15 protein-coding genes are annotated in these 12758 nt (G+C 72.6%); 4 read left to right on the top strand and 11 right to left on the bottom strand.

From position 1 onward, the window contains the following. Positions 1–15: 15 nt before the first annotated feature. On the top strand, positions 16–315 hold the full coding sequence (locus ACZ5SK_RS34555) for a DUF1905 domain-containing protein (protein ID WP_334582327.1): 300 nt from the start codon (positions 16–18) through the stop codon (positions 313–315). On the opposite strand, the gene mgrA is transcribed toward ACZ5SK_RS34555, so the two are convergent. Beyond that, complete coding sequence (mgrA, locus tag ACZ5SK_RS34550; RefSeq protein WP_334582328.1) at positions 305–1297, bottom strand: L-glyceraldehyde 3-phosphate reductase; 993 nt, start codon at positions 1295–1297, stop codon at positions 305–307. The two genes, ACZ5SK_RS34555 and mgrA, sit on opposite strands and share 11 nt — an antisense overlap. A gap of 110 nt (positions 1298–1407) precedes the next feature. On the opposite strand from mgrA, the gene ACZ5SK_RS34545 reads away from it, so the two are divergent. Both ACZ5SK_RS34545 and ACZ5SK_RS34540 read left to right on the top strand, forming a co-directional pair. After that, a complete protein-coding gene (locus ACZ5SK_RS34545; RefSeq protein ID WP_468576888.1) occupies positions 1408–2289 on the top strand; it encodes a LysR family transcriptional regulator in 882 nt (293 codons plus the stop codon). Positions 2290–2314: 25 nt separating this feature from the next. Continuing rightward, positions 2315–2830, top strand: a complete 516-nt coding sequence (locus tag ACZ5SK_RS34540) for a mycothiol transferase (RefSeq protein ID WP_361706925.1) — start codon at positions 2315–2317, stop codon at positions 2828–2830. Here the strand turns inward: ACZ5SK_RS34540 and ACZ5SK_RS34535 are convergent. The 8 genes from ACZ5SK_RS34535 to ACZ5SK_RS34500 all read right to left on the bottom strand — a co-directional run bounded on the left by ACZ5SK_RS34535 (position 2812) and on the right by ACZ5SK_RS34500 (position 9820). Further along, a complete protein-coding gene (locus ACZ5SK_RS34535; protein ID WP_361706928.1) occupies positions 2812–3882 on the bottom strand; it encodes an adenosine deaminase in 1071 nt (356 codons plus the stop codon). The genes ACZ5SK_RS34540 and ACZ5SK_RS34535 overlap by 19 nt on opposite strands. Before the next feature lie 25 nt (positions 3883–3907). After that, positions 3908–4306 carry a VOC family protein gene (locus ACZ5SK_RS34530; protein WP_319344302.1) on the bottom strand — a complete coding sequence of 133 codons (399 nt, stop codon included), beginning with the start codon at positions 4304–4306 and terminating at the stop codon, positions 3908–3910. A 619-nt stretch (positions 4307–4925) separates the two neighbouring features. Further along, a complete protein-coding gene (locus ACZ5SK_RS34525; RefSeq protein WP_361706931.1) occupies positions 4926–5792 on the bottom strand; it encodes a hypothetical protein in 867 nt (288 codons plus the stop codon). Then, positions 5789–6355: a sigma-70 family RNA polymerase sigma factor gene (locus ACZ5SK_RS34520; RefSeq protein WP_334582333.1), complete on the bottom strand. Its 567-nt coding sequence runs from the start codon at positions 6353–6355 to the stop codon at positions 5789–5791. Before ACZ5SK_RS34520 ends, ACZ5SK_RS34525 begins: the two co-directional genes overlap by 4 nt. Further along, the gene (locus ACZ5SK_RS34515; protein WP_334582334.1) at positions 6352–6516 is read right to left on the bottom strand and encodes a hypothetical protein; all 165 of its coding nucleotides are present in this window, start codon (positions 6514–6516) and stop codon (positions 6352–6354) included. Before ACZ5SK_RS34515 ends, ACZ5SK_RS34520 begins: the two co-directional genes overlap by 4 nt. A gap of 285 nt (positions 6517–6801) precedes the next feature. Beyond that, positions 6802–8127, bottom strand: a complete 1326-nt coding sequence (locus tag ACZ5SK_RS34510) for an aldehyde dehydrogenase family protein (RefSeq protein WP_334582335.1) — start codon at positions 8125–8127, stop codon at positions 6802–6804. Positions 8128–8244: 117 nt separating this feature from the next. Beyond that, positions 8245–9453: an RNA polymerase sigma factor gene (locus ACZ5SK_RS34505; RefSeq protein WP_334583779.1), complete on the bottom strand. Its 1209-nt coding sequence runs from the start codon at positions 9451–9453 to the stop codon at positions 8245–8247. A gap of 16 nt (positions 9454–9469) precedes the next feature. After that, complete coding sequence (locus tag ACZ5SK_RS34500) at positions 9470–9820, bottom strand: YciI family protein (RefSeq protein ID WP_334582336.1); 351 nt, start codon at positions 9818–9820, stop codon at positions 9470–9472. Positions 9821–9919: 99 nt separating this feature from the next. Here ACZ5SK_RS34500 and ACZ5SK_RS34495 point away from each other — a divergent pair, with 99 nt between their 5' ends. After that, positions 9920–10954: an acyl-CoA dehydrogenase family protein gene (locus tag ACZ5SK_RS34495; RefSeq protein WP_334582337.1), complete on the top strand. Its 1035-nt coding sequence runs from the start codon at positions 9920–9922 to the stop codon at positions 10952–10954. Positions 10955–10967: 13 nt separating this feature from the next. On the opposite strand, the gene ACZ5SK_RS34490 is transcribed toward ACZ5SK_RS34495, so the two are convergent. Together ACZ5SK_RS34490 and ACZ5SK_RS34485 are read right to left on the bottom strand one after the other, a co-directional pair. Further along, complete coding sequence (locus ACZ5SK_RS34490; RefSeq protein WP_334582338.1) at positions 10968–12074, bottom strand: LLM class flavin-dependent oxidoreductase; 1107 nt, start codon at positions 12072–12074, stop codon at positions 10968–10970. 196 nt (positions 12075–12270) lie between these two features. Continuing rightward, positions 12271–12348: a putative leader peptide gene (locus ACZ5SK_RS34485; protein ID WP_443060313.1), complete on the bottom strand. Its 78-nt coding sequence runs from the start codon at positions 12346–12348 to the stop codon at positions 12271–12273. Between the last annotated feature and the right edge of the window lie 410 nt (positions 12349–12758).

Genomic DNA, 12758 nt, shown 5'->3' with positions numbered 1-12758 from the left:
CGAGCGGAGGAACGCATGAGCACGAACGGAACGACAAGCGGAACACTCGATGCCGAATTCACGGCCGTCCTGCGCAAGAGCCCGGAAATCGGCGGCTGGACCTATGTCGTCTGGCCGGAGTCCGTCGAATTCTTCGGCACCCGCGGACTGGTCAAGATCCGCGGGACGGTCGACGGACATCCGTTCCGGAGTTCGTTCATGGCCCTCGGGGACGGCACCCACAAACTCCCCGTGAAGGCCGAGGTGCGCAAGGCGATCGGCAAGCAGGAGGGCGACTTGGTCACCGTCCGCCTGACGGAGCGGCTCAGCCGTTGATCACCGCGTCGATCCGGGCCAGCTCCTCGGCGTCGAAGTCCAGGTTGTCCAGGGCGCCGACGCTGTCCTCGATCTGCCGGGCGCTGCTCGCGCCGACCAGCGCGGACGTCACCCGGCCGCCGCGCAGCACCCAGGCCAGGGCGAGCTGGGCCAGGGACTGGCCGCGGGACTTGGCGAGGTCGTCGAGGGCGCGCAGCTTGCCGACGAGTTCCTCGGTCAGCGCGTCGGAGTTCAGGAACGGGCTGTCGCTCGCCGCGCGCGAGTCCTCCGGGATGCCGTCCAGGTAGCGGCCGGTCAGCAGGCCCTGCTCCAGCGGCGAGAAGACGATGGACCCGACCTGGAGCTCGTCCAGGGCGTCGAGCAGGCCCTCGCTCTCGGGGCGCCGGTCGAGCATCGAGTAGCGCGGCTGGTGGATGAGCAGCGGGGTGCCCAGCTCCCCGAGGATGCGGGCGGCCTCGCGGGTCTGCTCGGCGGAGTAGTTGGAGACGCCGGCGTAGAGCGCCTTGCCCTGCTGGACCGCGGTGTGCAGGGCGCCCATCGTCTCCTCCAGGGGAGTCTCCGGGTCGGGGCGGTGCGAGTAGAAGACGTCGACGTAGTCCAGGCCCATCCGGGTCAGGCTCTGGTCGAGCGAGGACAGCAGGTACTTGCGCGAGCCCCACTCGCCGTAGGGGCCGGGCCACATCAGGTAGCCGGCCTTGGTGGAGATGACCAGCTCGTCGCGGTAGGGCGCGAAGTCTGCCTTGAGGAACTGCCCCAGCGCGGACTCGGCGGCGCCGGGCGGCGGGCCGTAGTTGTTGGCCAGGTCGAAGTGGGTGATGCCGAGGTCGAAGGCGCGGCGCAGGATGGCCCGCTGGGTCTCCACCGGGCGGTCGGGGCCGAAGTTGTGCCACAGTCCGAGCGACAGCGCGGGGAGCTTCAGGCCGCTGCGTCCGGTGCGCCGGTAGGGCATGTCCGCGTAACGGTCGGGGTGTGCGGTGTACAACGCGACTCCAAGAAGATCGGTTTCGGGAACCGCTACCCACTCTGGCCCGACCTGCGGGTAGTGGTCCAACAGAAGAATCCGATGGAATTGTGCGACTAGGCTTCTCAATCATGGAACTGCGTCACCTCCAGCACTTCGTCGCCGTCGCCGAGGACCAGCACTTCACCCGGGCGGCCGAGCGCCTGATGGTCTCCCAGTCGGGTCTGTCGGCGTCGATCCGCGCCCTGGAGCGGGAGCTGCGCGCCCCGCTGTTCGTACGGACCACGCGGCGGGTGACGCTGACGGAGGCGGGCCGGGCGCTGCTGGCCGAGGCGGAACGGATCCTGGCGCAGGTGCGGGCGGCCCACGAGGCCGTGGCCGCCGTGCAGGGCGTGGTCCGCGGCACCCTCTCCGTGGGCACCGAGCAGTGCATCGCCGGCGTGCATGTGGCGGGGCTGCTGGCGGCGTTCCGGCGGCGGCACCCGGACGTGGAGATCCGGCTGCGGCAGAGCGGCTCGGGAGCGCTGGGCGAGGAGGTGGCGGCCGGCCGGCTCGACCTGGCCTTCGCCTACCGCACCCAGACGGACACCGACCAGCTGCGCTGCGTGCCGCTGGCGACCGAGCCGATGTATGTGCTGTGCCATCCCGACCACCGGTTCGCCGGGGCGGCGGCGCTGCTGCCGCAGGACGTCGCCGGCGAGGTGTTCGTCGACTTCCACCCGGACTGGGGCCCGCGGCGCGCCACCGACGCCGCGTTCACCGAGGCGGGAGTGCGGCGCACGGTCGCCCTGGAGGTCAACGACGTGCACAGCCTGCTGGACCTGGTGGACGAGAACCTCGGCGTCGCCGTCGTACCGCGCCACTTCCGGCACAAGCGCGAGGCGCTCACCGCACTGCCCCTCAAGGGCACGGGCGAGGCGGTGTACGAGACGGTCGCGCTGTTGCCGCCCCGGCAGGCGACCAGTCCGGCGGCCCGGGCGCTCATGGCACTGCTGGAAACGGGCGGCGGGTGAGCGCGGGCTGCGAGAGGGTGGATGCATGCATGCCAAGGACATCCTCATCGACGGGTACAACCGCGTCCAGGAAGAAGTCCATGCCGCCGTGGACGGCCTGGACCCCGACGTCCTGAACACCCGGCCCTCCCCCGACGCCAACTCGATCACCTGGCTGGTCTGGCACCTCACGCGGGTCCAGGACGACCATCTCGCCGACGCCTTCGAGCTCGACCAGGTGTGGCTGACCCAGGACTGGGAGAAACGGTTCGGCCTCGACCTGCCGCGTCAGGACACCGGGTACGGGCACAGCGCCGCGAAGGTCGCGAAGGTACGGGTCCCCGACGGTGACCTGCTGACGGGGTACTACGACGCCGTGCACGAGCAGAGCCTGACGGCGCTGCGCGCGCTGACGGCGGCAGACCTGGAGCGCATCGTGGACGAGCGCTGGGATCCGCCGGTCACGCTGGGCGTCCGGCTGGTCAGCGTCCTGGCCGACGATCTGGAGCACGTCGGCCAGGCCGCCTATCTGCGCGGGCTGCTTCAGAGCGCGGACGCGTAACCCGGAAGGACGACGTCCTCGATGAGGGCCTTGCGCTCGTCGAACGGGATGAACGCGCTCTTGAGGGCGTTCACCGTCACCGTGCGCAGGTCCTCGATGCCCCAGCCCGCCTCCTCGACGAGCAGCGCCATCTCACGGGTCATCGTCGTGCCGGAGACCAGACGGTTGTCGGTGTTGAGGGTGACGCGGAAGCCGAGGTCCTTCAGCGCGGTGATCGGGTGCTCGGCGATGGAGGTCGCCGCCCCGGTCTGCAGGTTGGACGTCGGGCACATCTCCAGGGCGACCCGGCGGTCGCGCACCCACCCGGCGAGGCGGCCGAGCTTGCCGTCGACGATGTCGTCGGTGATGCGCACCCCGTGCCCGATGCGCTGGGCGCCGCACACCTGGAGGGCCTGGTGGATGCTGGGCAGGCCGTGGGCCTCGCCGGCGTGGATGGTGAAGGGGACGCTCTCGCGGCGCAGGTGCTCGAAGGCGTCGAGGTGGTCGGCGGGCGGGAAGCCGTCCTCGGCGCCGGCGATGTCGAAGCCGACGACGCCCGCGTCCCGGAAGGCGACGGCCAGGTCTGCGGCCTCGCGCACACGGTCGAACATCCGCATGCCGCACAGCAGCGTGCCGACCCGGACCGGTGTGCCCGCGGCGGCAGCCTTCGCCATACCGGCGGCGAGGCCCTCCTGGACGGTCTGCACGACCTCGGCGAGGCTCAGCCCGCCGTTGACGTTCAGCTCGGGCGCGTACCGCACCTCGCCGTAGACGACACCGTCGGCGGCCAGGTCGAGGACGTACTCCTCGGCGGTGCGCAGCAGGCCCTCGCGGGTCTGCATGACGGCGAGGGTGTGCTCGAAGGTGGCTATGTAGCGCACCAGGTCACCCGAGTTGGCGGCCTCGAAGTACCAGGCGGCGAGCTCGTCGGGGTCGGTGGTGGGCAGGGTGTGGCCGACCTCCTGCGCGAGTTCGACGACGGTGGCGGGGCGCAGGCCGCCGTCGAGGTGGTCGTGCAGTACGGCCTTGGGGAGCCGGCGCAGGGTGTCGGTGTCGATCTGGGGCGCGGTCATGAGCGTGTTCCTCGGCAGGTGGTTCTCAGGCGGTGGTGGCGGGCTGGAGCAGGTCCCAGCGGTTTCCGTACAGGTCCTCGAAGACGGCGACGGAGCCGTACGGCTCGTGGCGGGGTTCCTCCAGGAAGGTCACGCCGGCGGCGAGCATCCGGGCGTGGTCGCCGGCGAAGTCGTCGGTGTGCAGGAAGAACCCGACGCGGCCGCCGGTCTGGTCGCCGATCCGGGCGCGCTGGGCGTCGCCCTTGGCCCGGGCGAGCAGCAGCCCGGTGCCGTCCTGGCCGGCGCCCGGCCGTACGACGACCCAGCGCGAGCCGTCGGGGCGCGGCTCGTCCTCGACGAGCCGGAAGCCGAGCGCCTCGCTGTAGAAGCGGATCGCCTCGTCGTAGTCGTCGACGACGAGGGTGACCAGGGCGATACGACTCATCGGGGCCTTTCGGGAAGGTACGGGAGGCCCCGGGAGGGGCGATTGACGGGAGAGGTTATACGTAAAACTTACTTCGCGCCAGTCGCCTCCCGGTGCTGGTGGCGGTGCAGGCCCGGTGCGAGGAGCCGGCGCTGCCTGGGCCGCATCCGATGCGGGACGGGTGCGGGTCGCGCAGCCCGCGCAGGACGCACAAGCAGCAGGCGGGCGGTGTCGGTGCGGTGGCCGCCGAACTCGATCGCCGGGCGTGCCGAGCCAGCAGGCGGCGCTGCCCGTCAGCCACGTCGCTCCGAAGCCGACGCGATCGACGGGCAGGACGCCGGGGTGCCGGATGCCGGGGGCCGGATGCCGGGGCGGCCGGACACCGGGGCGCCAGACGCCGGGGCGGCCGGACACCAGGGTGCCGGACATCGGGCGGCCGGACACCGGGGCGCGCCAGATGCCGGGGTGCCGGACATCGGGGCGCCAGACGCCGGGGTGCCGGACACCGGGGCTCCGGGATGCCGGGGCGGCCGGACACCGGGGCTCCGGGATGCCGGTAGCGTTCGCGGGGATCGTTGCGGTGGTCGGTCGGGGAGCACTGCACGCACCACGGACACCCCGAGTGCGTGGAGCGGTCCCCTCAACAGGCCACGGTCTCCTCGCACCGGCGCAGCGCCTCCTGGACGTCACGGCTCCAGTGCCGGGAGGTGCGGGGGGTGGCCGAGGACACGGTGTGCACGGCCGGCTCCCGGCGTTCGGGCAGTGCGCCCGACCTGGCGCGCCGGCGCTCCTTGGCGGGCGGCGTGCCATGGGCGACGGCCTCCTCCACGATGTCGGCCAGATCGCCGTCGGGGAGGGGGAGTTCGAGGTCGTCGTCGACGAAACCGACCACGGCAGGGACGTACTCGACCAGGGCGCGCAGGGCCTTGGGCAGTCCGCGACGGCCGCGCCGCAGGCCGCTGAGCACATGCAGCGCCGTGGCGATCTCCCGTTCGGTGGCCTCCCTGCTCAGCGTGGCGGGGGTGATCTCGGTGTGCCGCAGCCACCAGTCGGCCTCCTCGTCCTCCCCCAACGACCGGTGGTGGAGGTAGAGACAGTACGAGGAGACGGTGTCGGAGGCGCCGGCGCCGTACTGCCACCAGAAGCGGGCGCTGTCCTCGCAGCCGGCCAGGTACAGGAGGCTGCCGAGGATGCGCGCGCCGGAGGGCTCGGGCAGGGCGCTGCCGAGGAAGTTGCCGAGGCCGTGCAGGGCGCCGGGGCGGGTCAGCAGCGCCTCGCACAGCGCTTTGAGGTCCCGGGCCGCGGGATGGGCCCGCGGGGGACGGCGGCCCGCCACGGCGCGCTGCGGGCAGTCCCCCGCCCCAGGTCCGTCGGCGCCGCCGGCCGCGACCCGGGCGGCTATGCGGGCCTCGGCGGCCTCGATGTCCGCACGGCTGTAGGGCGCCGTGGGCACGAGGCGCGCTCTGGACAGCAGGGTGTCGATGTCGCTCGCGGTGTCGAAGGTCATGACCGCTCCGCCTCCTCCTCGGCGCACGATGTGTAGATCTCCCGGAGCCGGCGTTTGGCATACCGCTCGCTGGAGCGCACCCCGGCCTCGGTGATGCCCAGGTGGAAGGCGACGTCGGCGGTGCTGTAGCCCTCGCAGTAGCGCAGCCGGATGACGTCCCGCTGCCGCTCGGGGAGGGTGGAGATCGCGTGGAACATCCGCAGGTTCTGCTCGATCACCTCGAAGGCGTCCTCGGCGCCCTGCAGGGTGACCGTCTCGAAGACGGCGGTGTCCATCAGGGTGGCGCGCCTGCCACGGGCCCGGGCGTGGTCGATGATGCGGTTCTTCATCACCCGCCAGGCGTAGGCGGCGGGGTTCTCGGCGCGCAGTATCTGCGGCCACTCCCGGGCGAGTTGGACGAATGCCTCGTCCACGGCCTCCTCGGCGTCGGCGCGACAGCGCAGCGAGCGCTCGGCCTCGCGGACGTAGAGCGGGCGGTGCATCTGGTGGAAGGCGGTGAAGTCCAACGGCAGCTTCTCCGGCGCCCGTGGGTTTCGCGCGGGGCGCAGTTCCTCCTGGGTCACCGATCTCCCCCCGGGAGCCGGTGGTCCATCTCACGGACGCCGACCCGCACGAGAGCGGCGACGAACCGGCGGCCGAGGGTGACGACGCCGGGTCCGAAGACCCGGAGGGCGAGCAGGGACAAGGCCACGTCGCGGGCGAACTGTTCGAACTGGTCGTTCACGGACCCTTCGGTCCTTCCGCTGGCTGTACGGGGCTCAGGAGCCCCGGAAGGCGACGGTTACACCTTCTGCCTCCACGGCGTCCGGCGGAGTCGTTTCGTGCATGCCGGCTTCGAAAGTCCGCTGGAATTGGCCGTTTCGAACTACGGACCGTGCCGTTCCGGGCTAATTCCCGTTCCCCCGCAGCCACTTGGCGGGCTACTTCCGCCCGCTCGTGTCCGCTCCTGTCCGGTTCGGTCCCCCGCCCGCCGTCTGCCGCCCGCCGCCCGCCGCCGCCGTGAGCCCGCTCAGCCCAGCGGCTTGTCCAGCACCGCCTTGCGGTGGCTGAACGTCTCGATGGAGTAACGCCCGTGGTAGTTGCCCATACCGCTCTCGCCGACGCCGCCGAACGGCAGGTCGGAGACGGTGAGATGGGCGAGGGGCAGCCCGTAGCCGAGGCCACCGGAGGAGGTTTCGGCGGCGATGCGGCCGCGGGTGTCGTCGGAGCCGGTGAAGACGTACAGGGCGAGGGGCTTGTCGCGGTCGTTGATGAAGGCGATCGCCTCGTCCAGACCGTCGACGGTCACGATCGGCAGGATCGGGCCGAAGATCTCCTCGCGCATGACCGGCGACTTGGGGTCGACGTCGGCGAGCACGGTCGGCGCGATGTACTTGTCCGTACGGTCGTTGCCGCCGCCGACCACGATCCGGCCGGAGCCGAGCAGGCCGGCGAGCCGGTCGAAGTGGCGTTCGTTGATGATGCGGCCGTACTCGGCGGAGGTCTGCGGGTCGGTCCCGTAGGCCGCCTCGACCGCGCGCGTCAGCAGGGGTTCCAGGGCCGCCGCCGTCTCCGGGTCGGTGAGGACGTAGTCGGGGGCGACGCAGGTCTGCCCCGCGTTGAGGAACTTCCCGCGGGCCAACCTCTCGGCGACGACGGTGAGATCGGCGTCCCGGTCGACGAACGCCGGGGACTTGCCGCCGAGTTCGAGGGTGACCGGGGTGAGGTGCTCGGCGGCGGCGCGCAGGACGATACGGCCGACGGCGCCGTTGCCGGTGTAGAAGATGTGGTCGAAGCGCTCGGCCAGCAGGGCGGTGGTCTCCGGGACGCCGCCCTCGACGACGGCGACCGCCTCGGTGTCGAGGTGGGCCGGCAGCAGACGGGCCAGGGCGGCGGAGGTGGCGGGCGCCAGTTCACTGGGCTTGACGACCACCGCGTTACCGGCGGCCAGGGCACCGACCAGCGGCGCGAGCAGCAGCTGGGCGGGGTAGTTCCAGGGCGCGATGACGAGGACGACGCCGAGCGGGTCGTACTGCGTCCAGGCCGTGGCGTCGGCTCCGAGGTGGGCCGGGACGGGGGCGGACTCGGGGCGCAGCCACTCCTGGAGGTGATCGAGGGTGTGGTCGATCTCCCGGACCGTGAAGTCGATCTCGGTGCGGTAGGCCTCGGTGGAGCTCTTGCCCAGGTCGGCGTGGAGGGCGGCGGCCAGGTCGGCGCCCTGCTCCGTGAGCAGCGCGCGCAGCCGGCGCAGCTGGTCGGTGCGCCAGGCGAGGGGCCTGGTGCGGCCGGTGCGGAACGTGCGGCGCAGTCGGGCGACGACGTCGGCGGGCTGTTCGGGGGTGGCGGCGGTGGTCACGGTGCCTCGCTGGGGTGCGCGGGCCTTGCGGCCCTGGGTTCTCGGGGCGAGCGATCGGCTCGGTGTATATGCCAACCATTCATGGACCAAAATACATTCCCGAGGCGGCGACCACTCTCACCCGGCCCGTCCACCGGCCCCGAGTTCGTGTCCACGCCGGTCGAGGAAGGCGCGTTCCGCCGGGCTCTCGCTCAGCGCGCGGGCCGCCTCGTAGGCCCGCGCGGCCTCGGCACGGCGGTCGAGGCGGCGCAGCAGGTCGGCGCGGACGGCGTGCCAGACGTGGTAGCCGTCGAGGTCCAGCGCGTCGACGAGTTCGAGGGCCCGGCGCGGTCCCTCCGTCTCGGCCACGGCGACCGCCCGGTTCAGGGCCACGACCGGGCTCGGGGCGAGTTCCATGAGCTGGTCGTACAGGTGCAGGATCTGCCGCCAGTCGGTGGCGTCGGCGGTCGGCGCGTCGCTGTGGACGGCCTGGACGGCGGCCTGGATCTGATACGGCCCGGGGCGGTTGCGGCGCAGGCAGCGGCGGACGAGCGACTGCCCCTCGGCGATCAGCTCCCGGTCCCACCGCCCGCGGTCCTGCTCGGGCAGCGGTACGAGCGTGCCGTCGGCGTCCTCGCGTGCCGTCCGACGGGACTCGACGAGCAGCATCAGCGCCAGCAGGCCGACGGCCTCGGGCTCGTCCGGCATCAACTCGACGAGGAGCCGCCCGAGACGTACGGCTTCCGCACACAGGCCGTCGTCACCCTCGTACCCCTGGTTGAAGATCAGGTAGACGACGGCGAGTACCCCCTTGAGCCGGTCGGGCAGATCGGCGTCGCGCGGCACGCGGTACGGGATCCGCGCGTCCCGGATCTTCGCCTTGGCGCGGACCAGGCGCTGGGCCATGGTCGGCTCGGGGACGAGGAAGGCGCGGGCGATCTGTGCGGTGTCGAGTCCGCCGAGGAGGCGCAGGGTGAGGGCGACCTGCGCCTGCGCGGCGAGGGCGGGGTGGCAGCAGGTGAAGATCAGGCGGAGCCGGTCGTCGCGCACGGGGCCCTCCTCCACGGGCGGATCGGCGGCGTGCAGCAGGGCGGCCTCGGCGTGCCGTGCGTCCCGGGTGGACTCACGGCGCAGCCGGTCGACGGCCCGGTTGCGGGCGGTGGTGATGATCCAGCCGGCCGGGCTCGGCGGCACACCGGTCTGCGGCCAGCGCAGCACGGCCGTGGTGAAGGCGTCCTGGACCGCTTCCTCGGCGAGGTCGATGTCGCCGAGGAAGCGGACGAGGACGGCGACGGCGCGGCCGTACTCCGCGCGAAAGACGGCCTCGACGTCGACGGGATCGCTCAGCACGGCGCGTCCGGCTTCAGTGCGTGTCCACGAACGGGCGGACCTCGACGGGGAGGGTGATGGCCAGGGCGGCCTTCCTGCCCCATTCCAGGGCCTCGTCCAGGTCGGCGGCCCGGATCACGGACAGGCCTCCCAGGTACTCCTTCCCCTCGGCGTACGGCCCGTCGGTGACGAGCACGTCGCCGTCCTTGGGGCGCAGCACGGTGGCCGTCTCCGGTCCGTGCAGACCGCCGGCGAAGACCCAGGCCCCGGCGGCCCGCAGTTCGTCGTTGTGGGCCTCCACGCGGCGCATGATCTCGGCCATCTCGTCGGGGGCGGGCGGCTGACCGCCGGCCGGCTGGACCACGCTGAGCAGGTAGTACTGCATGACGTCCTCCTTGGCTTCGTGCCGTTCTCTCACCTCCTACACGAACGGCGGTCCCCCGGATCGACACCCCACACCGCGAAACGGGAAAGAATCTTCCCCATGACCGCACCGCACCCCCTCGTCGCCCGCGCCCGCAGCCTCGCCGACGACCTCCTCGCGCCGCACGCGGAACAGGTCGACCAGGGGGCGGTACCGGTCGGCCATCTGACGGAGATCAGGCGCTCGGGTCTGCTCGGGCTGAACGCGCCGACGGAGTACGGCGGGGCCGCGGCGCCCGGCGTGGTCGTGCGCGAGACGGCGGAGATCCTGTCCGGGGCGTGCTGTTCGACGTGGTTCGTGCAGACGCAGCACCACACTCCGGTGCTCACCCTGGCCAGGAGCGAGGGTCCGGTGCGCGAGCGCCTGCTGGGCCGGCTGGCGAGCGGTGAGCTGCTGTCCGGGGTGGCGTACGCGCACCTGCGGGCCTACCCGCGCGTTCCCGTCCGGGTCACCCGGGAGCGGGGCGGCTGGCGGTTCGACGGCACCGTCCCCTGGTACACGGGGTGGGGCCTGAACGACGTGATGCTCCTCGCCGGGGTCACCGACGCCGACGAGGCCCTGTTCGCCTTCACGCAGGCGCGGGAGCAGCCGGGCCTGCGGGCGTCGGCCCCGATGCGCCTGGCCGCCCTCACCGCGGCCCGCACGGTCTCCCTGGAGCTGGACGGCTTCTGGCTCCCGGAGGAGGCGGTGGCCCTGCGGACCCCGCACGACCGCTGGACGGCGACGGACCGTCTCAGGACGGTGAACGCCAACCCCGCGGTCTTCGGCATCGCGGAGGCGGCCCTGACCCTCCTGGACGAGGACACAGCGCCCCCGCTGCGCGCCCGCCTCACGGACGTGCGCCGCCGCGCCTACGCCCTGGCCGACGACGCGGCACCCCACGAACACCTGACGGAACGCCTGGCCCTCAGGACACAGGCCTACGAGGTGATGCAGGCGGCGACGACCGCCGCGGTGGTGACGGGCGGCGGCCGCTCCATGCTCCTGACGCACAAGGCCCAACGCCTGGCAAGGGAATCGCTGTTCCTCCTGGTCCAGGCCCAGACCCAGGAGTCACGGCGGGCCCATCTGAACGCCCTGGCCGTGGGCCTCTAGGGCGAAACACGCCCTAGGGTCGAGACGGGTGCCGCCACAGGCCCAGCGCGGCGAGCCGCGGCAGCACTCCCTCCCCGAACCAGTAGGCCTCCTCAAGGTGCGGGTACCCGGACAGCACGAACTCCGAAATCCCCAGCGCCGCATACTCCTTGATCCGCTCGGCCACCTCCTCGTGGCTCCCCACCAGCGCGGTCCCCGCGCCACCCCGCACCAGCCCGATCCCGGCCCACAGGTTGGGATGGATCTCCAGCCCGTCCCGGCCCCCGCCGTGCAGCGCGAGCATCCGCTGCTGCCCCTCGGACTCACTGCGCGCCAGTCCGGCCTGGACGGACCGCACGGTCTGCGCATCGAACCCGGCGAGCAGCCGGTTCGCCTCCGCCCAGGCCTCCTGCGAGGTGTCCCGGGTGATGACGTGCAGCCGGATCCCGAACCGCAGGGTCCGCCCCCGCTTCGCCGCGAGCCCCCGGATCCAGGCGATCTTCTCGGCGACCTGTGCCGGCGGCTCACCCCAGGTGAGATAGACGTCGACGTGCTGCGCGGCCACCTCACCGGCGATCGGCGAGGACCCCCCGAAGTACACCTCGGGCACCGGGTCCGGCACCCGCGCCAGCTGCGCGTCCTCCACCCGCAGGTGCTCGCCCTTCAGGTCGACGGTCTTGCCCTCCCACAACTCCCTTACGATCTCCAGGAATTCACCGGTACGGCGATAGCGGTCGTCCTTGTCCAGAAAGTCGCCGTAGGCCCGCTGCTCGTGGCTCTCGCCGCCGGTGACCACGTTGAGCAGGAGCCGTCCGCCGGTCTGCCGCTGGAAGGTGGACGCCATCTGCGCGGCGAGCGTCGGCGAGACGAAGCCGGGCCGGAACGCGACCAGGAACTTCAGCCGCTCGGTGTGCTGGCTGACCATGGCGGTCGTCAGCCACGCGTCCTCGCACCAGGCTCCGGTCGGGGTGAGCGCGCCCACGAAGCCCAGGTCCTCCGCGGCGCGGGCGATCTGGCTCAGATAGGCGACCGTCGGCGGCCGGTCCCGTCCGGAGGCGGTGGCGGGGGTGCCGTGGCCGCCGCCGACCACATGGCGGCTGTCGCCGTTGGTGGGGAGGAACCAGTGGAAGACGAGGGACATGTGGGGGTCTCCGATCGGAAGGTCCTGGAGCAGGCCGCGGCACGGCGGCGATCTCGCCGGTGACGGTGCGGAATGTTTTCGGGCACGCCGAATTCAAGGGGTGCGCAGGTCCGGGGGACGTTGAGACGCGACGGGGCGCCGGCGCGGTGAATTCAGGCGGGGAAAGCGAAAAGCGCGGCGGATCGTGAGGAGGGGATCAGGACGCGGCGCAACAGGAGGCGCTGGAGACCCGCGCGAGGTCGACATGGCGTCGCCGCGTGAGGTCCAGTCGCATCGTCATGCGATCGATCGTGGCAGCCGTCGGCGACGGCAGTCAAGGAAAACCCCACCGGTCTCGCATCGCGAACCATTGCAGCGGAGCTGGGGCGTGTTGCCGGAGCGCAAGCGAACCGGCATCACGATGAGCGCCTCGGGCCGGGACCTACCGCCGCACGCGATCGGGGTGGCGGCCGCGGTGGACCGGCCGCGCACGGCGTCGGGCGAGCAGCACCGGGGCAGTCGGACGGCGCGGCGCCGACGCCGGGCCGGGGCGCCGGGGCCGGACGGGAGCGGCGCCCGGAAGATGCTGTCCGGCGTCCCGGGGTCCGGCGTCCCGGGGTCCGGCGTCCCGGGGTCCGGGGTCCGGCGTCCCGGCGTCCCGGGGTCCGGGGTCCCGGGGTCCGGGGTCCGGCGTCCCGGGGTCCG

The organism is Streptomyces sp. NPDC031474, assembly GCF_055581185.1.
This window is presented reverse-complemented; position numbering and strand designations above follow the sequence as displayed.